Raw genomic sequence first — 19,081 nt, 5'->3', positions numbered from 1 at the left:
GCCACCCGAACGGGTGATACGAGCGAACGAAGGAAGGCCGTGGGGCGACAGCCGCCCCACGGCCTTCGGCGCTGTCCGGGCCCGCAGCGCCCTCCGGTCGTGCCTCAGAGGCGCAGGCGCAGGCCGCGCGGGGTGGCGTGGAAGCCGGCCGCCTCCAGGGCGGCGCCCAGCTCCGAGCCGAGGGCCGGCTCGCCGTTGGCCCGCTCGACCGTGACGCTGCCGAGCGCGCCCTCGCGGACCGCGCCCGCCAGCGCGCCCGCCGCCACCGCCCGGGTGGCCTCGTCCTCCGGCCAGGCCAGCAGCGACTTGCCGCCCCGCTCGACGTACAGCGCCAACTCACCGTCCACCAGCACCACCAGGGCGCCCGCCTTGCGGCCCGGGCGGTGCGCCCGGGCCTCCTTGGCGCCGGGGGCCGCCGGCGGCTCCGGCCACGGCAGCGCGGCGCCGTAGGCGTTGGCCGGATCGGCGGCGGCCAGCACCAGCACCTGCGGCGGCTCGGCGGCCGGGGCGGCCGGCCACTCGGTGGCCCGGGGCCGCTCCAGCCGGCCGTTGACCGAGCGCAGTCGGTCCGCCGCGCCCTCCATGGCGAACTGGGCACCGCCCAGGCCCTCGACGAAGTACCCCCGGCGGGCCCGGCCGCGTTCCTCCATCGCGGCGAGCACCCGGTACACCCCGGCGAAGCCGCCCGGCACCCGTTCGGCCGTCACCGCGCCCCGGGTGAGCAGGCCGTGCCGGTCCAGCAGGTTCTGCGCCCGGGTGGTGGCCCGGACCGTCGGGTCGGCGGTGAAGGCGGGCAGCAGCGACCAGCGCCCGGCCACCGTCGGCGGGCCGCTGCGCGGGGCGCCGCCGACCCGGCCGAAGGCGCGGCCGGCGCCGCCGTAGCGGCCGCGCGGGGTGGCCCGGGGCGCGCGGTGGGCGGTGGCGCCCGCCGTTCGGCCGGACCCGAGCAGGGCGCGCAGCGGGGCGAGGGTGTCGTTGGTGACGTACCCGGCCCAGGCGAGGTCCCAGAGTGCCTCGACGATCTCCGGCTCCGGGGTCTCCTCCGGCAGCTGCTGGACCAGTTGGCGGAAGAACAGGCCGTAGCCGCCGGCCAGCGCCGCCATCAGCGCGCTGTGCACGGGGGTGAGCGCGGGCGGGACGGGCTCGGGGCGCAGCAGGTGGGCGCTCTCGGCCAGGTGCAGGCTGAGCCAGCCGTCCTTGCCGGGCAGCGCGCCGGCTCCGCACCAGCCGATCTCGCCGGCTGCCATCAGCTCGTCCAGCAGGCCGGGGGAGTAGTCGGAGAGCCGGGCCGGGAGGATCAGCTTCTCCAGGGCGGAGGCGGGCAGGGCGGTGCCCTGGAGCTGCTCGACCACGCGGAGCAGGCCGTCCGGGCCGCGCAGCCGGTGGCCGGCCAGGTGCTGCCACTGCGGGAGGAAGGCGGCCAGGGCGCGCGGCGGGACGGGCTCGACCTCGTGGCGCAGGGCGGCCAGCGAGCGGCGGCGCAGTCGGCGCAGGACCTCGGCGTCGCACCACTCGGCGGTGGCGGTGTGGCTCTCGACCGGCCTGAACTGGCCCTGGACCAGGCGGCCGGCGGCGGTGAGGCGGTGCAGGGTGCCGGTGACGACGGCGGTGCCGAGGCCGAACCGGGTGGCGGCCTCGGCGGCGGTGAACGGGCCGTGGGTGCGGGCGTAACGGGCGAGCAGGTCGCCCAGCGGGTCCTTGACCGGTTCGGTGAAGGCCTCGGGGACGCCGACCGGCAGCGGGGTGCCGAGCGCGTCGCGCAGCCGTCCGGCGTCCTCCACGGCGGCCCAGCGCGGTTCGCCGGCGATCCGGACCTGGATCACCCGGCGGGTGGCCTCCAACTCCAGTGCCCAGAGCGGCTCGGCGCCGCGGGCGGCCAGCTCGGCCTCGGTGAGCGGGCCGAGCAGGCGCAGCGCGTCGGCGACGCCCTCGGCGTCCTTGACCCGGCGCTCGGGGGTGAGGCGCTGGAGCTCGGCCTCCAACGCGGCGAGCACCTGCGGGTCGAGCAGTTCGCTCAGCTCGGCCTGGCCGAGGAGTTCGGAGAGCAGCCGGGAGTCCAGGGAGAGGGCGGCGGCGCGGCGTTCGGCGAGCGGGGAGTCGCCCTCGTAGAGGAACTGGGCGACGTAGCCGAACAGGAGGGAGCGGGCGAAGGGCGAGGGCTCGGGGGTGGTGACCTCGACCAGACGGACGGCGCGGGATTCGAGGTCGCCCATCAGCTCGACCAGGCCGGGCACGTCGAAGACGTCCTGCAGGCACTCCCGGACGGCCTCCAGGACGATCGGGAACGAGCCGTACTCGGAGGCTACTTCGAGCAGTTGGGCGGCGCGCTGGCGCTGCTGCCAGAGCGGGGTGCGGCGGCCGGGACTGCGGCGTGGGAGCAGCAGGGCGCGGCCGGCGCACTCGCGGAAGCGGGAGGCGAACAGGGCGGAGCCGCCGACCTGGTCGGTGACCAGCTGCTCGATCTCGGCGGGGTCGAACAGGGCGGCGTCGGCGCCGACCGGGGCCTCGTCCGAACCCGCCTGCGGGGAAAGGCCGGTGGGGCTTCCGAAGTCGAAGTCGGGGGCCAGCAGGTCGGCGTCGGGCAGGCGGAGCACGATGCCGTCGTCGGCGTGCATGACCTGGGGGTCGAGGCCGTGCTTCTCGCGCAGCCGGGCGCCGAGGGCGAGTGCCCAGGGGGCGTGCACCTGGGCGCCGAAGGGGGAGTGGATGACGATCCGCCAGTCGCCGAGCTCGTCCCGGAAGCGCTCGACCACGATGGTGCGGTCGTCCGGGAGGTGGCCGCAGGCGGCGCGCTGCTGGGCGAGGTAGTCGAGCAGGTTGGCGGCGGCCCAGTCGTCCAGGCCGGCCTGCCGGAGCCGGGAGGTGGCGTCCTCGGGTGCCAGGGCGCCCAGCTCGCGGGTGAACGCGCCGAGGGCGCGGCCGAGTTCGAGCGGGCGGCCGAGGGTGTCGCCCTTCCAGAACGGGAGCCGGCCGGGGACGCCGGGGGCGGGGGTGACGAGCACCTTGTCGTGGGTGATCTCCTCGATCCGCCAGGAGGTGGTGCCGAGGGTGAACACGTCGCCGACGCGGGACTCGTAGACCATCTCCTCGTCGAGCTCTCCGACCCGGCCGCCGCCGCCCTTCTTCCCCGTCTTCGGATCGGACCCGGTCGCGCCGGCGATGAAGACGCCGAACAGTCCGCGGTCGGGGATGGTGCCGCCGGAGGTGACGGCGAGCCGCTGGGCACCGGGGCGGCCGGTCACGGTGCCGGCCACCCGGTCCCAGACCACCCGGGGGCGCAGCTCGGCGAAGGCGTCCGAGGGGTAGCGGCCGGCCAGCATGTCGAGCACGGCCTCGAAGGCGGACTGCGGGAGGGTGGCGAAGGGCGCGGCGCGGCGGACCACGGTGAGCAGTTCGTCCACCGGCCAGCTGTCCAGCGCCGTCATCGCGACCAGCTGCTGGGCGAGCACGTCCAGCGGGTTGCGCGGCACGCGCAGTGCCTCGATCCGGCCGGCCCGCATCCGCTCGGTGACCACGGCGGACTGCACCAGGTCCCCGCGGTACTTGGGGAAGAAGACGCCGGTGGAGACGGCGCCGACCTGGTGGCCGGCCCGGCCGACCCGCTGCAGGCCGGAGGCGACCGAGGGCGGGGACTCGACCTGGACGACCAGTTCGACGGCGCCCATGTCGATGCCCAGCTCCAGGCTGGAGGTGGCGACCACGGCGGGCAGCCGGCCGGCCTTCAACTCCTCCTCGACCAGTGCCCGCTGCTCCTTGGAGACGGAGCCGTGGTGGGCCCGGGCGAGCACCGGGGGGACGCCCCTGGCCGCACCGGAGCCGCCCATCAGCTGGGCCGGGGCGTGCGCCTCGGGCGCGGCGGTGCCGGTGGCGCGCTCGTGGGCGATCTCGTTCAGCCGGTTGCACAGGCGCTCGGCGAGGCGGCGGGAGTTGGCGAAGACGATGGTCGAGCGGTGCGCCTGGACCAGGTCGACGATCCGCTCCTCGACGTGCGGCCAGATGGAGGCCTGTCGCTGCGGGTCGTTGTCGGCGGAGCCGCCGGTGGCCGGGGCGGCGGGCAGGTCGTCCAGGTCGGGGACGGGGACGACCACCGACAGGTCGAACTCCTTGGCGGCGGAGGGCTGGACGACGACGGCGCCGCGCTGCGGGCTGAGGTAGCGGGCCACCTCCTCGACCGGGCGGACGGTCGCGGACAGGCCGATCCGGCGGGCCGGGCGCTCCAGCAGTTCGTCCAGGCGCTCCAGGCTCAGCGCGAGGTGGGCGCCGCGCTTGGTGCCGGCGACCGCGTGCACCTCGTCGAGGATCACCGTGTCGACGCCGCGCAGGGCCTCCCGGGAGGCGGAGGTGAGCAGCAGGAACAGCGACTCGGGGGTGGTGATCAGGATGTCCGGCGGGTGGGTGGCGAAGCGGCGGCGGTCGGCGGCCGGGGTGTCGCCGGAGCGGATGGCGACCTGGACCTCGGGCTCGGGCAGGCCGAGTCGGACGGCGGCCTGGCGCAGGCCGGTCAGCGGGGCGCGCAGGTTGCGCTCGACGTCCACCGCGAGGGCCTTGAGCGGCGAGACGTAGAGGACCCGGCAGCGGCGCTTGGGGTCGGCCGGGGGCGGGGTGCTGCTCAGCCGGTCGAGGGCGGAGAGGAAGGCGGCGAGCGTCTTGCCGGAGCCGGTGGGGGCGACCACGAGGACGTCGGTGTCCTGCCGGATGGCGTGCCAGGCCTGGGACTGGGCGGTGGTGGGGGCGGAGAAGGCGCCGGTGAACCAGGCCCGGGTGGTCGGGGCGAATCCGGCCAGGGGGTCTCCGGTGGGCGGGGTCGGGTGCTGGGGCGCCATGCCCCCATGGTGCCGGGTGGCACCGACAACCGGGGGCCGGGGGAGCGGGGGTGCGCGGGTGTAGTTGAAGGAGCACAAAGAGCAATCCGCTCATATGGTGATGATTCAGACCAGTGATCCATTCGTGACCCATCGGACCGACGAGCGGAGGCCGTGCGATGGCGCAGGTGAACCCGTCCGGCGGTCCCGCCTGCCCCGCCCGTCGGCGTCGGACCGGCGGGCCCGCCCGGGCGCTGCTCGCGATGCTGCTCACCGCGCTCGTGGTCGGCGGCGCCGTCCCGTACGTGGCCGGATCGAGTCGGTCCTACCTCAGCTACCTGGTCCTGGCCGAGCAGGAGGACACCGCCGGCGCCGCCCGGGCCGGCGCCGAGAGCCGGGCGGCGGGCGGGCAGGTGGTCCAGGAGTACCCGCAGATCGGGGCCGTCCTGGCGTACGCCACCGGCGGCTTCGCGGACAAGCTGCGGGCCCGGCCCGGGATCGCCGCCGTCGGCGCCACCCGGACCGTGCCGGTGGTCGGGCCGCCCCGGCTGCTGGACGGCGCCGGGGACTTCTCCGCCGGCGCCGACCGTGCAGGCCGCAGCAGCGCCGACCGGATGGACGGCGGCACCGTCACCGTGCCCGATCCGGCCGAGGGCGACCCGTGGAACCTCGCCATGCTCGGCGCCGCCGGTGCCCGGGCCGACGACGCCTCCGCCGCGCCGCCCGGGCCCGCGGCCGGCGCCGCGCCGACCGCCGACGCGCTGCGCAAGGTGCTGGTGGCGGTGCTCGACTCCGGCGTCGACGACACCCACCCGGACCTGCGGGCCGCCGTCGACCCGAAGGCCTCCGCCTCCTGCGCCGACGGCCGGCCCGACGCCCGCTCCGGCGCCTGGCGGCCCGACCCCGGCGTCGGCGAGAGCGGTCACGGCACCCACGTCGCCGGGATCGTCGGCGCCGCCCGGGACGGCCACGGCGTCACCGGGGTCGCGCCCGGCGTGCGGATCGCCGCCGTCCGGCTGCTCGGACCGCTCGGCCAGTACTACGCCGAGAACATCGTCTGCGGCATGCTCTGGGCCGCCGACCACGGCGCCAAGGCGATCAACAACAGCTACTTCGCCGACCCGTGGAAGTACAACTGCCCGGAGGACCCGGACCAGGCCGCGCTGATCGCCGCCGTCGGTCGGGCGTCCGGCTACGCCCAGCGCAAGGGTGCCGTGGTGGTCGCCTCGGCCGGCAACGACGGGCAGGACCTCGGGGCCCCCCGGTCCGACGAGCGCAGCCCCAACGACCGGGTCTCCGGCCCGGCCCGCTCCCGCTACCTGGGCGCCGAGTGCATCCGGCTGCCCGGCGAACTGCCCGGCGTGGTCACGGTCACCGCCGTCAACCGGGACGGCCGCCCGTCCGGCTACTCGAACCTCGGGCGCGGCCGGGTCTCGCTGGCCGCCCCCGGCGGAGACCCGGACGGCGGCGCGCAGGGCGCGATCGTCTCCGACTGGCCCGGCGGGCAGTACGCGGCGCTGGCCGGCACCTCGATGGCGGCGGCGCACGTCACCGGCGCGGTCGCGGTGGCCGCCGCGCTGCACCCGGACTACGGCTCCGGCCCGCTCGCCGCCCTGCTCGCCGGTACCGCGGCCGCCGCCTGCCCGCCCGGGCCGTACGCCTGCGGGGACCGGCAGTACTTCGGTGCGGGGCTGCTCGCGCTGCCGCACTGAGGCGGGTGGGGGACCGGGTGCGGAAAACCGGGTGCGGCGGCCGGGCCGACGGGTGAGGATCGGGGCGTGACCACCTTCCTCACCACCGAGCGGCTGCTCCTGCGCCGCTTCACCGCGGCGGACGCCGACCACCTGGTCGAGCTGGACGGCGACCCCGAGGTGATGCGCTACCTCACCGGCGGGCGGCCGACCGCGCGGGAGACGGTCGAGGGCGAGCTGCTGCCGCGCTACCTCGCGCACTACCGGCAGTACGGCGACCTCGGCTGGTGGGCGGCCGAGGAGCGGGCCGGCGGAGCGTTCCTGGGCTGGTTCGAGTTCCGGCCGACCACGGACGGCGCGCGTTCCGAGGTCGAGCTGGGGTACCGGCTGCGCCGGGCCGCCTGGGGGCTCGGGTACGCGACCGAGGGCGCGCGGGCGCTGGTCCGCCGCGGCTTCACCGAGCTGGGCGTGCGGCGGGTGGTGGCGTACACGATGGCGGTGAACGCGGGCTCGCGGCGGGTGATGGAGAAGACCGGGCTGTCCTACGTCCGCACCTTCCACGAGGACTACCCGGAGGCGATCCCCGGCAGCGAGCACGGCGAGGTCGAGTACGCGCTGACGGCCGGGCAGTGGCAGGCCGCGGGCGGCGCGGGGCGGTCCGGGATACTGGAGCCATGAGGCTGACCGAGTTCTGGCGACGGATGCACGCGCACTTCGGGGAGGCGTACGCGGAGTCCTTCGCCGCCGACCACGTGATGAGCGAACTCGGCGGGCGGACGGTGCGGCAGGCGCTGGAGGCCGGCTGGGAGGCCAAGGACGTCTGGCGGGTGGTCTGCGAGACCCAGGGCGTCTCCGGCGTGCTGCGCTGATTCCTGACCCCTGATCTCCCTGGGCCGAACGGGGGTGCCCGGTGCTCGGGCGGGCCCGGGCGATGGGTGAGACTGTCGGAGTGACCAGCAGCACAGAAGCGCAGAATTCGGACAGGTCGGCGCGGGTTGCCGACGAGGCCGCGGGCGCGCCGCCCGAACCGCGGCTGCCGGAGGGCGAAGGGCCGGGCAGCAGGCTCTGGGGCAGCGGGATGCCGCGCTGGCTGCCCCGGGCGATGGTGTTGGCCCTGGTGCTGGTCGGGCTCTTCCAGCTCGCCGACTGGGCCTTCCACCAGCTGATCGACCTCTTCGTGATGCTGCTGGTGGCCTTCTTCCTCTCGCTGGCGCTGGAGCCCGCCGTCGACCGGATGGCGGCGCGCGGGGTGCGCCGGGGGGTCGGCACCTTCCTGGTGTTCGTCGCGGTGGGGATCGCGGTGATCGGGTTCCTCGCGGCGCTCGGCACGCTGCTGGTCGATCAGGTGGCGAAGATCGCCGGGGACCTGCCGCACCTGGTCGACAATCTGATGAACTGGGTCAATCAGACCTTCCATCAGGACCTGTCGCTGGGTGAGCTGCAGAAGAAGCTGCTCAAGGACTCCGGTGCGATCGAGAACTACGCCCAGCAGGCCGCCGACAACGTCTGGGGCGTTTCCTCCACCGTGATCGGCGGGCTCTTCCAGGCCTTCACGGTCGGGCTGTTCACCTTCTACTTCACCGCCGAGGGCCCGCGGGTGCGCCGGACGGTCTGCTCGCTGCTGCCGCCCGCCAAGCAGGGCGAGGTGCTGCGGGCCTGGGAGATCGCGCTCGCCAAGACCGGGGGCTACCTGTACTCCCGGGCACTGCTCGCGGTGGTCTCGGCGGCCGGGCACTGGGTGATGTTCGCGCTGCTCGACCTGCCGTACTCGGCCGCGCTGGCGGTCTGGGTCGGCGTCATGTCGCAGTTCGTGCCGACCATCGGGACGTACCTGGCCGGCGCGCTGCCGGTGCTGGTGGCGCTCACCGTGCAGCCGGTGGACGCGCTCTGGGTGCTGGTCTTCGTGGTGGTCTACCAGCAGGTCGAGAACTACCTGCTGCACCCGAGGATCACCGCGAAGACGGTGGACGTGCACCCGGCGGTCGCGTTCGGGGCGGTGATCGCGGGCGCGGCGCTGCTCGGCGCGGTCGGCGCGCTGATCGCGATCCCGGCGGCGGCCACCCTGCAGGGCTTCGTCGGGACGTACGTGCGGCGGTACGAGGTGGCCACCGACCCGCGGATCGACCGGGGCGAGCAGCGGCGGGCCCGGCGGGAGCTGCGCCGGGAGGCGGCGCGGCGGCTGCGGCGCATGGTCGGCGGCGACGGGAAGTGACCCCGCCACCGTTCGGACGTGCGAGGCTTGAATCGAACAGATGTTCTTTGTACTCTCCGGCGAGGAGTTTTCCACAGGCGGAGCCGGGTCGGGCTCGTTTGTCAGTGGGACGCGCTAGCGTCGAGGACGATGAAGCGCACAGCACAGAACCCGAGGGTGGAAGCCATGGCAGGTACGGACCGCGAGAAGGCTCTTGAGACCGCGCTCGCCCAGATCGAGCGGCAGTTCGGCAAGGGCTCGGTGATGCGCCTGGGCGAGAAGGCCAACGAGCCGATCGACGTGATCCCCACCGGGTCCACCGCCCTGGACGTGGCCCTCGGGGTCGGCGGCATTCCGCGTGGCCGCGTGGTCGAGATCTACGGGCCGGAGTCCTCCGGCAAGACCACGCTGACCCTGCACCTGGCGGCCAACGCCCAGCGGGCCGGCGGTACGGTCGCCTTCGTCGACGCGGAGCACGCGCTCGACCCGGAGTACGCCAAGAAGCTCGGCGTGGACACCGACGCCCTGCTGGTCAGCCAGCCGGACACCGGTGAGCAGGCCCTGGAGATCACCGACATGCTGATCCGCTCCGGCGCGATCGACCTGGTGATCATCGACTCGGTCGCGGCGCTCGTCCCGCGCGCCGAGATCGAGGGCGAGATGGGCGACTCGCACGTCGGTCTGCAGGCCCGGCTGATGAGTCAGGCGCTGCGCAAGATCGCCGGTGCGCTGAACCAGTCGAACACCACCGCCGTCTTCATCAACCAGCTGCGCGAGAAGATCGGCGTCATGTTCGGCTCGCCGGAGACCACGACCGGTGGCCGGGCGCTGAAGTTCTACGCCTCGGTCCGGCTGGACATCCGCCGGATCGAGACCCTGAAGGACGGCACCGAGGCGGTCGGCAACCGCACCCGCGTCAAGGTGGTCAAGAACAAGGTCGCCGCGCCGTTCAAGCAGGCCGAGTTCGACATCCTCTACGGCGTCGGCATCAGCCGCGAGGGCGGCCTGATCGACATGGGAGTCGAGCACGGCTTCATCCGCAAGTCGGGCGCCTGGTACACCTACGAGGGCGACCAGCTCGGTCAGGGCAAGGAGAACGCCCGCAACTTCCTGCGGGACAACCCGCAGCTCGCCGACGAGATCGAGCGAAAGATCAAGGGCAAGCTCGGTATCGGCCCGAAGACCGACGAGCCGGCCGAGGGCGAGGCGGCGCCCGCCGCCGCCGACGGCGCCGCGAAGCCGATCACCGCGACCGCCGCCAAGACGGCCGCGGCGAAGAAGACGGCGGCGGCTGCCAAGGCCTGAGCCGTTGACGCAGCACGACGCAGTGGGTGGCCCGGCCGGCCCCGAGGACGACGACTACGGCCCGCCGGACTGGTTCGCCGCGGTGGCGGAGGAGCCGGAGCCGTCGGCCGCGAGGGCGCCCCGAGCACGGTCGCAGTCCCGGAAGGAGCGGCGGCGGGAGCGGTCCTCCACCGGATCGTGGGCATCCGGTTCGGAGCCGGAGTTCGACCGGGCGCCGGCCCGGGCGGTGCGCGGCGCGGCGCCCGGGCCGGCTCCGGCGGAGCCGACGGTCGATGAGCTCGGGCTGGTCTCCGCCTCGGAGCTGCCCGCAGGCCGCCGCCGGCGCCGCTCGGCGCTGGCGGCCGAGGAGTTCGACGCGACCGCAGCGGCGGTCGACGGTTCGGGCGGGGTCGAGGCGGCCGGTCACGGGGGTGTGGCCGCCGCGGCCCCGCACACCGGCGCCGGCGCGCGACGGGGCCGGCGCGCGGCAGGACGCTCCGCGGGGCGCTTCGCCGAGCACGCGTCGGGCGAGGAGGGCGAGGAGCAGGACGCCGGAGCCGGTACCGCGCGGAAGCGGGCCGGGGCCGAGGAGTCCGTCGATCCCGAAACCCGCGCCCGCGACATCTGCCTGCGGCTGCTCACCGGCGCCGCCAAGAGCCGCAAACAGCTCGCCGACGCCCTGCACAAGCGGGAGATCCCGGACGACGTCGCCGACGAGGTGCTCACCCGGCTCGAAGAGGTCGGGCTGATCGACGACGCGGCCTTCGCCGCGGCCTGGGTGGAGTCCCGGCACGCCGTCCGGGGCCTGTCCCGGCGGGCGCTGGCCCAGGAACTGCGCACCAAGGGGGTGGCCGCCGACCTGGTCGAGCAGGCCGTCGCCCAGCTCGACCACGACGACGAGACCGAGGCCGCCCGGGCGCTGGTCGACCGCAAGCTGCGGGCCACCCGAGGGCTGGACCGGCAGGTCCGGACGCGACGGCTGGTCGGCATGCTGGCCCGCCGGGGCTACTCCGAGGGGCTGGCGTTCCGGGTGGTGCGCAGCGCGTTGGAGGAGGAAGAGGCGGGCGAACTGTCAGGAACCGAGAGGGACTAGTGGCAGTTTCGTACGCTTCTTGGTCCAGTCCAGGCCGAGCCTTGACCGTTTCGTGACCCACACCTAGCCTCGCACTCAGTGCGGGGGGCGCTTCCGGACGGCGGTCCACGCCGGGCGGCGGGCAGCGGTGACGGGGAGTGGGCGGCATGAGGATCTCGGCGGGCACCGAATCGGACGCCTCCCTGCTACCGCTCGCCGGGTCGGCCGGCGCCGCCCTGCTGGTCCTCGCGGTACTGGCCGGGCTGATGGTCAGGCGGCTCCGGGCCGCCCAGCGCAGCGCCGCCGCCGAGGCCGAGCGCGTCCGGGGCTGGGCCGAGCAGCAGACCTCCCGGCAGCGGGCCGAACTCGCCCGGCGCGAGGAGCAGTTGACCGAGGAACTGCGCCGGATCCGGACCCGGGAGGACGAACTCGCCGTCCGCTCCGCGGAGCTGGAGCGCACCCGGGGCGAGGCCGAGGCGCTGGTGACCCGCCGGGCGGCGGTGCTGGAGCGGGCCGCCGGACTCTCCGCCGAGCAGGCCCGCGCCGAACTCCTGCGCGAGGCCGAGACCTCGGCCCGGCGGGCGGCCGCCGTCACCGTCCGGGAGATCGAGCGCGAGGCCAAGGAGGAGGGTGAGCGCCGGGCCCGGAGCATCCTCGCCGGGGCGATCCAGCGGTTGGCGGCGGTGCAGACGGCCGAGACGGCGGTCACTGTGTTCCGGCTGCCGAGCGAGGACCTGAAGGGGCGGATCATCGGCCGCGAGGGCCGCAACATCCGTGCCTTCGAGGCGGTCACCGGCGTCAACCTGATCATCGATGACACTCCCGCGTCGGTGCAGCTCTCCTGCTTCGACCCGGTCCGCCGGGAGGCCGCCCGGCTCACCCTGGCCCAGCTGGTCGAGGACGGCCGGATCCACCCGACCCGGATCGAGCACCTCCACGAGCGCAGCCGCGAGGAGGTCGAGCAGTGCTGCGTACGGGCCGGCGAGGACGCCCTGCTGGACGCCCGGGTCGGCGGGATGCACCCCGAACTCGTCCGCACCCTGGGCAGCCTTCGCTACCGGGTCTCGTACGGGCAGAACGTGCTCGGGCACCTGCTGGAGTCCGCGCACCTGGCCGGGATGATGGCCGCCGAACTCGGGGTGGACCCTGAGCCGGTCCGGCGGGCCGCGCTGCTGCACGACATCGGCAAGGCGCTCACCCACGAGGTCGAGGGCAGCCACGCGGCGGTCGGCGCGGACTTCGCCCGTCGGCACGGGGAGTCCCCGGAGGTGGTGCACGCGATCGCCGCGCACCACGGCGAGGTGGCGCCGCACAGCGTGGAGGCCGTGCTCACGCAGGCCGCGGACGCCTGCTCGGGCGGGCGGCCCGGGGCGCGCAAGGAGTCGCTGGAGGTGTACGTGCGGCGGCTGGCCCGGTTGGAGGAGATCGCCCGTGCGCACGAGGGCGTGGCCGAGGTGTACGCGATGCAGGCCGGGCGCGAGGTGCGGGTGATGGTGCGGCCGGAGGAGGTGGACGACCTGGGGGCGCAGTCGATCGCCCGGGAGGTCGCCCGGCAGGTCGCCGAGGAGCTGACCTACCCGGGCCAGATCCGGGTGACGGTGGTCCGGGAGAGCCGGGCGATCGCGGTGGCCAGCTGAGTGAGCGCCATCCGCTGGGCGGGCGTCACGCGCTCGGCGAGTCCACCTGTTCCGGCGTAGGTGCGGGCGCGGCCGTGGGTTCGGGCTCGGGCTCCGGTTCGGGTCCGCCGGCGAGCGGGGCGGGCCCGCCCCGCGCCCGGTCGGCGAGCGCGAGCAGGTCCTCGGCGGCCGCGCCCTGGGTGACGCCGACCAGGTGCCCGTCCGGCCGGATCAGCAGCACGGTGTGCGGCCCGGCCTCCGGGTACTCCTCGGTGACCAGCACCTCGGCCGGCACCGGCAGCGCGGCGGCGACCTCGGCGAGCCGCGGCATCAGCCCGGCGCCCAGCCAGTGCTCGGCGGACCAGACGGCGGTGCCGGGGGCGACCAGCAGCAGCAGGAAGGTGGCACCGAGCCGGGCGTGCAGGTGGTCCGGAGTGCCGTCGGCGGCGAGCACCGGCAGGTCCGGGACGAGCACGCCGGGGGCGGTGGCGGGCAGCAGTTCGCTGAGCGAGGTGGCGCTGCGGGCGCCGCGCTGGACCGGCACCCGGCCGGGGACGCCCGAGGGTGCCGCCGGGTAGGCGGGCGCGCCGCCGAAGCGGCCGGTGCCGAGCTGGCCGTCGGCGAGCAGCGGCGCGTGCTTGCGGAAGCCCCCGACCAGCAGAGAGCGCCGGGTCTGCTGCCAGCCGCGCAGCGGGCGCAGCAGCGGCATGGCCTGGTCGACGGCGCGCAGCCGGGCGCCGACCGCGCCGCGCCGCTCGGCCTCGTAGCCGTCCAGCAGGGAGCCGCCGGGCTGCGGGCCGCCGGAGTGGAGGTGCCAGGCGAGGGCGAGCCGCCAGGCGAGGTTGTCGGCGTCGCGCAGCCCGTCGGCGAGGTTCTGCATGCCGAGGGCGCCGTGCAGGTGGGCGGCGTCGCCGGCGAGGAAGCAGCGGCCGCTGCGGAACCGGGCGGCCAGTCGCTGCTGGGCGGTGTGGTCGGCGGCGGCGAGCAGTTCGAAGCGGGGGAGTTCGCCGCACCAGCCGGTGAGGGTGGCGGTGACCCGGGTGAGCAGGGTGTCGCCGGTGACGATGCCGGGCCAGGTGGCGTGCGGGTCGACCGGTTCGGTGGCGGCGGGCCGCCCGGGGGGCAGCCGCCAGTCGAGCCGCCAGACGCCGTCCGGCAGCGGGCGGGCGGAGGCCTCGCGGTCGCCGCGCCACGGGGGCTCGCGGTGCAGCCGGGCCTCCTGGAACGGCAGGTCGACCCGGACGGTGGCGATGGCGTTGCGGTCGACGGCGGGGCGGCCGGGGAAGCGGATCTTCAGGAGCTTGCGGACGGCGGACCTGGCGCCGTCGCAGCCGACCAGGTGGCTGCCGCGCCACCAGGTGCTGGAGCCGTCCTGGGTGCCGTGGGTGCGGACGCTGACGCCGTCGCGGTCCTGTTCGAGCTCGCAGACCCGGCTCAGCGGGACCAGCTTGACCAGCGGGGTGCCGGTCAGCGCGTCGCGCAGGCCGCGCTGGAGGCGGTGCTGGGGGAGGTGGAAGGTGGGGGAGTCGGTGAGGTCGATCCGCAGCATCTCCTGGCGGCGGCGCCAGACGGTGAAGGAGTCCCACAGGGCGGAGTCCGAGACGGCCCGCGGGTAGCCGATCCGGGTGAGGAAGGAAGCGGTGTCGGCGCCGAGGACGACGCTGCGCGGGCCCTCGGGACAGAGCCCGGAGCCCTCGTCCAGGACGATGGTCGGCACCTCGTGCCGGGCCAGGGCGAGGGCCAGGGCCAGACCGACCGGTCCGGCCCCGACCACGATCACCGGGTCCATGCCGTGACCTCCGGGCACGAACCGGCCGCTGGGCCGGCGTCAGTTACCGCTGCCGCATATGCCGCGTGGATGCTCCCGGGAGGTGTCACGAAGAGCAATGCAACAGTTCACCTGCGTGTGCGTCAAGCAGCAGCTGAAGTGCGCCGGTTCGCGCCGCGACGGCCGCGTGCTTCGATCCACCGGGCGAGCGCGGTGAGGAGCAGGCACAGGGCGACGTAGATCGGACCGATCACGAGGACCACGGGGATGTAGGGGAAGCCCGCGGCGTTGATCGGCTGACTGGCGATCGCCTTACCGACGAACAGCAGCTCGTGGTAGGTGATGATGAAGCCGAGCGAGGTGTCCTTCAGGGTGACGACCAGCTGGCCGATCATCGAGGGCAGCATCGAGCGGACCGCCTGCGGCACCAGGATGCCGGCCATCACCTGGGTCTTGCGCATGCCGAGCGCGTAGGCCGCCTCGCCCTGGCCGCGCGGGACGGCGTTGACGCCGCTGCGGATGATCTCGGCCTGCACCGAGCCGTTGTAGAGGGTGAGCCCGAGCACCAGCGCCCACATCGGCTCCTTGGCGAAGAACGCGTAGTAGAGCGCGACGATCAGGATCAGCAGCGGCATCGCCCGGAAGAACTGGACGAAGCCGACGCACGCCCAGCGGATCGGCCGGTGGTCCGAGAGCTGCCCGGCGGCGAGCAGGGCCCCGAGCGTGAGCGAGAACAGCGCCGCCAGCCCGAAGGCCTCCAGGGTGGAGACCAGGCCGTCCAGGATCCGCTGCTGGACGGTGTTGTACTGGAACACGTCCCACATCTGCGGGTCGAACTGGCCGTTGTCGGAGAGCGCGGCGAAGACGTACCAGAGCAGTCCGGCGACGCCGATCAGCGCCAGCACCCCGAACAGCCGGTACCGGGCGCGGGCCCGCGGGCCGGGGGCGTCGTAGAGGACGCTGGCCGTGGAGGTGCGGGTGAAGAGGCTGCTCATCGGGCCACCGCCAGTCGGGATTCCAGGACGCGGAACAGCGTGGCGACCGCGGCGCTGATCACCAGGTAGGCGCAGGCCACCCAGAAGAAGATCGCGAAGATCGCGTAGCCGCGCTCGGAGAAGGTCTGCTGCACGCTGTACAGCTCGCCGACGCTGAACGCGCCGGCGATCGCCGAGTTCCTCGGCAGCGCGATGAACACGCTGCTCAGCGGGGCCAGGACGGTCCGGGCGGCCTGCGGCAGGACGACCAGGGTGAGGGTCTGACCGAAGGTCATGCCGAGGCTGCGGGCCGCCTCGGCCTGGCCGAGCGGCACGGTGTTGATGCCCGAGCGGATCACCTCGCAGACGAACGAGGCGGTGTAGCCGCCGAGCGCCAGCACCCCGAAGACGAGGTGGCTGAAGTGCACGCCGAGCGGCGGCAGGCCGAACTCGACGGCGAAGAACAGCAGGGTCAGCGGGGTGTTGCGGAAGAGCGTCACCCAGGCGGTGCCGAAGGCGCGCAGGACCGGCACCGGGGAGACCCGGAAGGCCGCCAGCAGGGTGCCCAGCAGCAGGGCGAGCAGGGCGCTGAGCGCGCTCAGCTCGATCGTCTGCAGGAAGCCGTCGCGGAACAACGAGAAGTTGTCGTCCTCGAACAGGAACCCCATCCGGCGGCCCTCCTCTCAGTGGTCGGGGACTCGGGAGTGGTCAGGAGCGGTCGGCCGGGAGCCGGCCGACCGCGGGTGGATCAGTAGCGGTCGAGGGCCGGCGGGGTCGGCGCGGCGGAGCCGGACAGGCCCAGCGTCGCGTCGTAGGCCTTCTTCCAGTCGCCGTTGTCCTCGTGGGCCTTGAGGGCGTCGCTGATGGCGCCGCGCAGGGCCGCGTCGTCCTTGTTGAGGCCGACGCCGTAGTTCTCCTTGGTGAACGGCTTGCCGACGACCTTGAGCTTGCCGGCGAACTTGGAGGCGTAGCCCTTGAGGATCGCGTCGTCGGTGGTGACCGCGTCGACCTCGCCGGCCATCAGCTTCTCGACGCAGGCCGAGTAGGTGTCGAACTGGGTGACCTTGGCGTTGTACTGCTGGATGTTCTTGATCGAGGTCGAGCCGGTGGCGGTGCAGATGTTCTTGCCGGTGACGCTCTCCGGGCCGGTGATCGAGGTGTTGTCGTTCTTCACCAGGAAGTCCTGGCCGGCGATGTAGTACGGGCCGGCGAAGGAGACCGACTTCTTGCGCTCGTCGTTGATGCTGTAGGTGCCGACGTAGAAGTCGATCTGGCCCTTGGCGATGGCCGGCTCGCGCTGCGAGGAGACCAGGGTCTGCCACTTGATCTGCTGCGGGGTGAAGCCGAGGTCGGCGGCGATCATCTTGGCGATCTCGATGTCGAAGCCGCTGCGGTCGCCGCTGGCGACGTCCTCGAAGCCCAGGAACGGCTGGTCGGCCTTGGCGCCGATGATCAGCTGGCCGCGCTTCTTGGCCTCGGCGAGGATCGCGGAGTCGATCTTGACGTCGGTCTTGACCGTGTAGGTCGGCAGCGTCGGGGCGTTGCTGCCGCTCGCGGCGGCGCCGGCGGCACCGGGGGAGCCGTCCTTGCCGCAGGCGGCGGTGGCGGTGAGCGCGACGGCACAGAGCGCGACGGCGAGGGTGCGACGAGTCCTCATGAGGGTGTTCTCCTGGGAGCTGGGCCACGGCGTCAACCGGGCTCTGGCGTCTGGAAGGTGCGTGCACGGGCGGGGCCGCCCGGCGCCCTTGCCGGCGGCGGCCCCGGGTCGTCCCGGAGCGTCAGTGGTGGAGGATCTTCGAGAGGAAGTCCTTGGCGCGGTCGGAGCGCGGCGCGGTGAAGAAGGCGTCCGGGGTGTTCTGCTCGACGATCCGGCCGTCGGCCATGAACAGCACGCGGTTGGCGGCGGAGCGCGCGAAGCCCATCTCGTGGGTGACCACGACCATCGTCATGCCGTCGGCGGCCAGCTGGCGCATGACCTCCAGCACCTCGTTGACCATCTCCGGGTCGAGGGCCGAGGTGGGCTCGTCGAAGAGCATCACCTTGGGCTTCATCGCCAGCGCCCGGGCGATCGCCACGCGCTGCTGCTGGCCGCCGGAGAGCTGGGCGGGGTACTTGTCCGCCTGCGCCCCGACGCCGACCCGTTCCAGCAGCTCGCGGGCGGTCTTCTCGGCCTCCGGCCGGGCGACCTTGCGCACCTTGACCTGGCCGATGACCACGTTCTCCAGCACGGTCTTGTGCGCGAACAGGTTGAAGCTCTGGAACACCATGCCGACCTCGGCGCGCAGCCGGGCCAGCTCCCTGCCCTCGGCGGGCAGCGGGCGGCCGTCGAGGGTGATCGCGCCGGAGTCGATGGGCTCCAGCCGGTTGATCGTCCGGCAGAGCGTCGACTTGCCCGAGCCGGACGGCCCGATCAGGACCACGACCTCGCCCTGGACGATCTCCAGGTCGATGTCCTGCAGGACGTGCAACGCTCCGTAGTGCTTGTTCACGCCGCTCAGCACGACCAGGGGGGCGGCTGCAGGGGTGGAGTCCTCGACCGGATTCTCGGCCATCGCGCCTGCTCCCTCGTGTCGGCCCGTGAAAGTCTGAACTCCCTTGGGCGGCAATGGTGGTACGAAATCCGGGAGCCGCGACCGGCGGAGCCGCAGCCCCCGGTGGGCCGACCATAGGAGCGATGACGACGCGCCGTCAGCCGATCTGAGCGGAACTTGAGGATCACAAAACGGCCACACGCTGCTCGCGGACTGTTCGCCCGGCCGCCAACGGGGCATGTGACAGCGGGCGCTCGCGCCGGTGCACCCCGTCCCGGGGGAGCCCGCTGGGCGGCCGAGCCTGGCGTCCGGCCGCCCGCTGGCCCATACTGCGCAGGACCGGGACCCGACCGGGTGGGCCCGGTGATCAGGTGGGGGAAGGAGGAGAACAGGATGCGACTGCTGCTCGTCGAGGACGACGAACGCGTGGCCGCCGCGCTGGTCGCGGTGCTGGGCCGGCACGGCTTCCAGGTCCGGCACGCCCGCAGCGGGCACGAGGCGCTGGACGCCCTGGTGCCGGACGGCAACGACCCGTACCGGGTGGTGCTGCTCGACCTCGGGCTGCCGGACCGCGACGGCTTCGAGGTGTGCAGCCGGATCAGGGCCGGCAGCGGCGTCCCGGTGATCATGGTCACCGCCCGCGCCGACATCCGCTCCAGGATCCACGGCCTCAACCTGGGCGCCGACGACTACGTCACCAAGCCCTACGACATGGGCGAGCTGCTCGCCCGCATCCACGCGGTGGCCCGCCGCGGCCTCGCCCCGGCCTCGGTGTCGGTGCCCGCGCCCGACGCCGTCCCGCAGCAGCGCGGACCGCTGGAGTCCCGCGGCATCCGGATAGACCGGGAGCGCCGCCGGGTCAGCGTGGACGGCCGGGACGTGCCGCTCACCCGCAAGGAGTTCGACCTGCTCGCCCTGCTCGCGCAGAGCCCCGGCGTGGTCTACCGGCGCGAGCAGATCTTCAGCGAGGTCTGGCGCAGCGGCTGGGAGGGCAACGGGCGCACCCTGGAGGTGCACATCGGCTCGCTGCGCAACAAGCTCGCGCTGCCCGGGCTGGTCGAGGCCGTCCGCGGCGTCGGCTACCGCCTGATCCCCGAGTCCCCGGCGTCCGCCGCGGGCCCGGCCCCGTCCGCCCCCGCGGAGCACTGACCG

The 19,081-nt window shown here is 74.3% G+C and carries 14 protein-coding genes; 8 read left to right on the top strand and 6 right to left on the bottom strand.

Annotated elements, in window-relative coordinates:
• Positions 1 to 104 precede the first annotated feature (104 nt).
• Positions 105 to 4,823 carry an ATP-dependent helicase gene (locus tag ACIOJE_RS32950; protein WP_400781256.1) on the bottom strand — a complete coding sequence of 1,573 codons (4,719 nt, stop codon included), beginning with the start codon at positions 4,821 to 4,823 and terminating at the stop codon, positions 105 to 107.
• Positions 4,824 to 4,981: 158 nt separating this feature from the next.
• On the opposite strand from ACIOJE_RS32950, the gene ACIOJE_RS32945 reads away from it, so the two are divergent.
• The 7 genes from ACIOJE_RS32945 to rny all read left to right on the top strand — a co-directional run bounded on the left by ACIOJE_RS32945 (position 4,982) and on the right by rny (position 12,677).
• The gene (locus ACIOJE_RS32945) at positions 4,982 to 6,514 is read left to right on the top strand and encodes a S8 family serine peptidase (RefSeq protein WP_400781253.1); all 1,533 of its coding nucleotides are present in this window, start codon (positions 4,982 to 4,984) and stop codon (positions 6,512 to 6,514) included.
• A gap of 66 nt (positions 6,515 to 6,580) precedes the next feature.
• Positions 6,581 to 7,171, top strand: a complete 591-nt coding sequence (locus ACIOJE_RS32940) for a GNAT family N-acetyltransferase (RefSeq protein ID WP_280685726.1) — start codon at positions 6,581 to 6,583, stop codon at positions 7,169 to 7,171.
• Positions 7,168 to 7,362: a DUF3046 domain-containing protein gene (locus ACIOJE_RS32935; protein WP_280685727.1), complete on the top strand. Its 195-nt coding sequence runs from the start codon at positions 7,168 to 7,170 to the stop codon at positions 7,360 to 7,362. The genes ACIOJE_RS32940 and ACIOJE_RS32935 overlap by 4 nt, the downstream gene beginning before the upstream one ends.
• A gap of 80 nt (positions 7,363 to 7,442) precedes the next feature.
• Positions 7,443 to 8,705, top strand: a complete 1,263-nt coding sequence (locus ACIOJE_RS32930) for an AI-2E family transporter (protein WP_400781250.1) — start codon at positions 7,443 to 7,445, stop codon at positions 8,703 to 8,705.
• A 165-nt stretch (positions 8,706 to 8,870) separates the two neighbouring features.
• Positions 8,871 to 9,989, top strand: coding sequence for a recombinase RecA (recA, locus tag ACIOJE_RS32925; RefSeq protein ID WP_280685728.1), 1,119 nt, complete (start codon positions 8,871 to 8,873; stop codon positions 9,987 to 9,989).
• A gap of 4 nt (positions 9,990 to 9,993) precedes the next feature.
• Positions 9,994 to 11,061, top strand: coding sequence for a recombination regulator RecX (gene recX, locus ACIOJE_RS32920; RefSeq protein WP_400781247.1), 1,068 nt, complete (start codon positions 9,994 to 9,996; stop codon positions 11,059 to 11,061).
• Positions 11,062 to 11,207: 146 nt separating this feature from the next.
• A complete protein-coding gene (gene rny, locus ACIOJE_RS32915; RefSeq protein WP_400781243.1) occupies positions 11,208 to 12,677 on the top strand; it encodes a ribonuclease Y in 1,470 nt (489 codons plus the stop codon).
• A 25-nt stretch (positions 12,678 to 12,702) separates the two neighbouring features.
• Here the strand turns inward: rny and ACIOJE_RS32910 are convergent, their stop codons facing one another.
• From ACIOJE_RS32910 to ACIOJE_RS32890, 5 genes are all read right to left on the bottom strand, one after another.
• A complete protein-coding gene (locus tag ACIOJE_RS32910) occupies positions 12,703 to 14,445 on the bottom strand; it encodes an FAD-dependent monooxygenase (RefSeq protein WP_400781241.1) in 1,743 nt (580 codons plus the stop codon).
• 122 nt (positions 14,446 to 14,567) lie between these two features.
• On the bottom strand, positions 14,568 to 15,419 hold the full coding sequence (locus ACIOJE_RS32905) for an amino acid ABC transporter permease (RefSeq protein ID WP_280685731.1): 852 nt from the start codon (positions 15,417 to 15,419) through the stop codon (positions 14,568 to 14,570).
• Positions 15,416 to 16,066: an amino acid ABC transporter permease gene (locus tag ACIOJE_RS32900; protein ID WP_280685732.1), complete on the bottom strand. Its 651-nt coding sequence runs from the start codon at positions 16,064 to 16,066 to the stop codon at positions 15,416 to 15,418. Before ACIOJE_RS32900 ends, ACIOJE_RS32905 begins: the two co-directional genes overlap by 4 nt.
• 80 nt (positions 16,067 to 16,146) lie before the next feature.
• Positions 16,147 to 17,055 (bottom strand): glutamate ABC transporter substrate-binding protein, encoded by a 909-nt coding sequence (locus tag ACIOJE_RS32895; RefSeq protein WP_280685733.1) that lies wholly within the window; start codon positions 17,053 to 17,055, stop codon positions 16,147 to 16,149.
• A gap of 121 nt (positions 17,056 to 17,176) precedes the next feature.
• Complete coding sequence (locus tag ACIOJE_RS32890; protein ID WP_280685734.1) at positions 17,177 to 17,950, bottom strand: amino acid ABC transporter ATP-binding protein; 774 nt, start codon at positions 17,948 to 17,950, stop codon at positions 17,177 to 17,179.
• Positions 17,951 to 18,322: 372 nt separating this feature from the next.
• On the opposite strand from ACIOJE_RS32890, the gene ACIOJE_RS32885 reads away from it, so the two are divergent.
• A complete protein-coding gene (locus ACIOJE_RS32885; RefSeq protein ID WP_400781238.1) occupies positions 18,323 to 19,078 on the top strand; it encodes a response regulator transcription factor in 756 nt (251 codons plus the stop codon).
• Positions 19,079 to 19,081 lie beyond the last annotated feature (3 nt).

The sequence above is a fragment of the Kitasatospora sp. NPDC087861 genome, from assembly GCF_044742585.1.
Classification (GTDB): Bacteria; Actinomycetota; Actinomycetes; order Streptomycetales; family Streptomycetaceae; genus Kitasatospora.
This window is presented reverse-complemented; position numbering and strand designations above follow the sequence as displayed.

Bases quoted from the DNA above. Each gene is read 5' to 3' on its own strand.
- ACIOJE_RS32885 (WP_400781238.1), top strand. From the start codon at position 18,323: ATGCGACTGCTGCTCGTCGAGGACGACGAACGCGTGGCCGCCGCGCTG.
- rny (WP_400781243.1), top strand. From the start codon at position 11,208: ATGAGGATCTCGGCGGGCACCGAATCGGACGCCTCCCTGCTACCGCTC.
- ACIOJE_RS32950 (WP_400781256.1), bottom strand. From the start codon at position 4,823: ATGGCGCCCCAGCACCCGACCCCGCCCACCGGAGACCCCCTGGCCGGA.
- ACIOJE_RS32945 (WP_400781253.1), top strand. From the start codon at position 4,982: ATGGCGCAGGTGAACCCGTCCGGCGGTCCCGCCTGCCCCGCCCGTCGG.
- ACIOJE_RS32895 (WP_280685733.1), bottom strand. From the start codon at position 17,055: ATGAGGACTCGTCGCACCCTCGCCGTCGCGCTCTGTGCCGTCGCGCTC.
- ACIOJE_RS32935 (WP_280685727.1), top strand. From the start codon at position 7,168: ATGAGGCTGACCGAGTTCTGGCGACGGATGCACGCGCACTTCGGGGAG.
- ACIOJE_RS32905 (WP_280685731.1), bottom strand. From the start codon at position 15,419: ATGAGCAGCCTCTTCACCCGCACCTCCACGGCCAGCGTCCTCTACGAC.
- ACIOJE_RS32910 (WP_400781241.1), bottom strand. From the start codon at position 14,445: ATGGACCCGGTGATCGTGGTCGGGGCCGGACCGGTCGGTCTGGCCCTG.
- ACIOJE_RS32890 (WP_280685734.1), bottom strand. From the start codon at position 17,950: ATGGCCGAGAATCCGGTCGAGGACTCCACCCCTGCAGCCGCCCCCCTG.
- recA (WP_280685728.1), top strand. From the start codon at position 8,871: ATGGCAGGTACGGACCGCGAGAAGGCTCTTGAGACCGCGCTCGCCCAG.
- ACIOJE_RS32900 (WP_280685732.1), bottom strand. From the start codon at position 16,066: ATGGGGTTCCTGTTCGAGGACGACAACTTCTCGTTGTTCCGCGACGGC.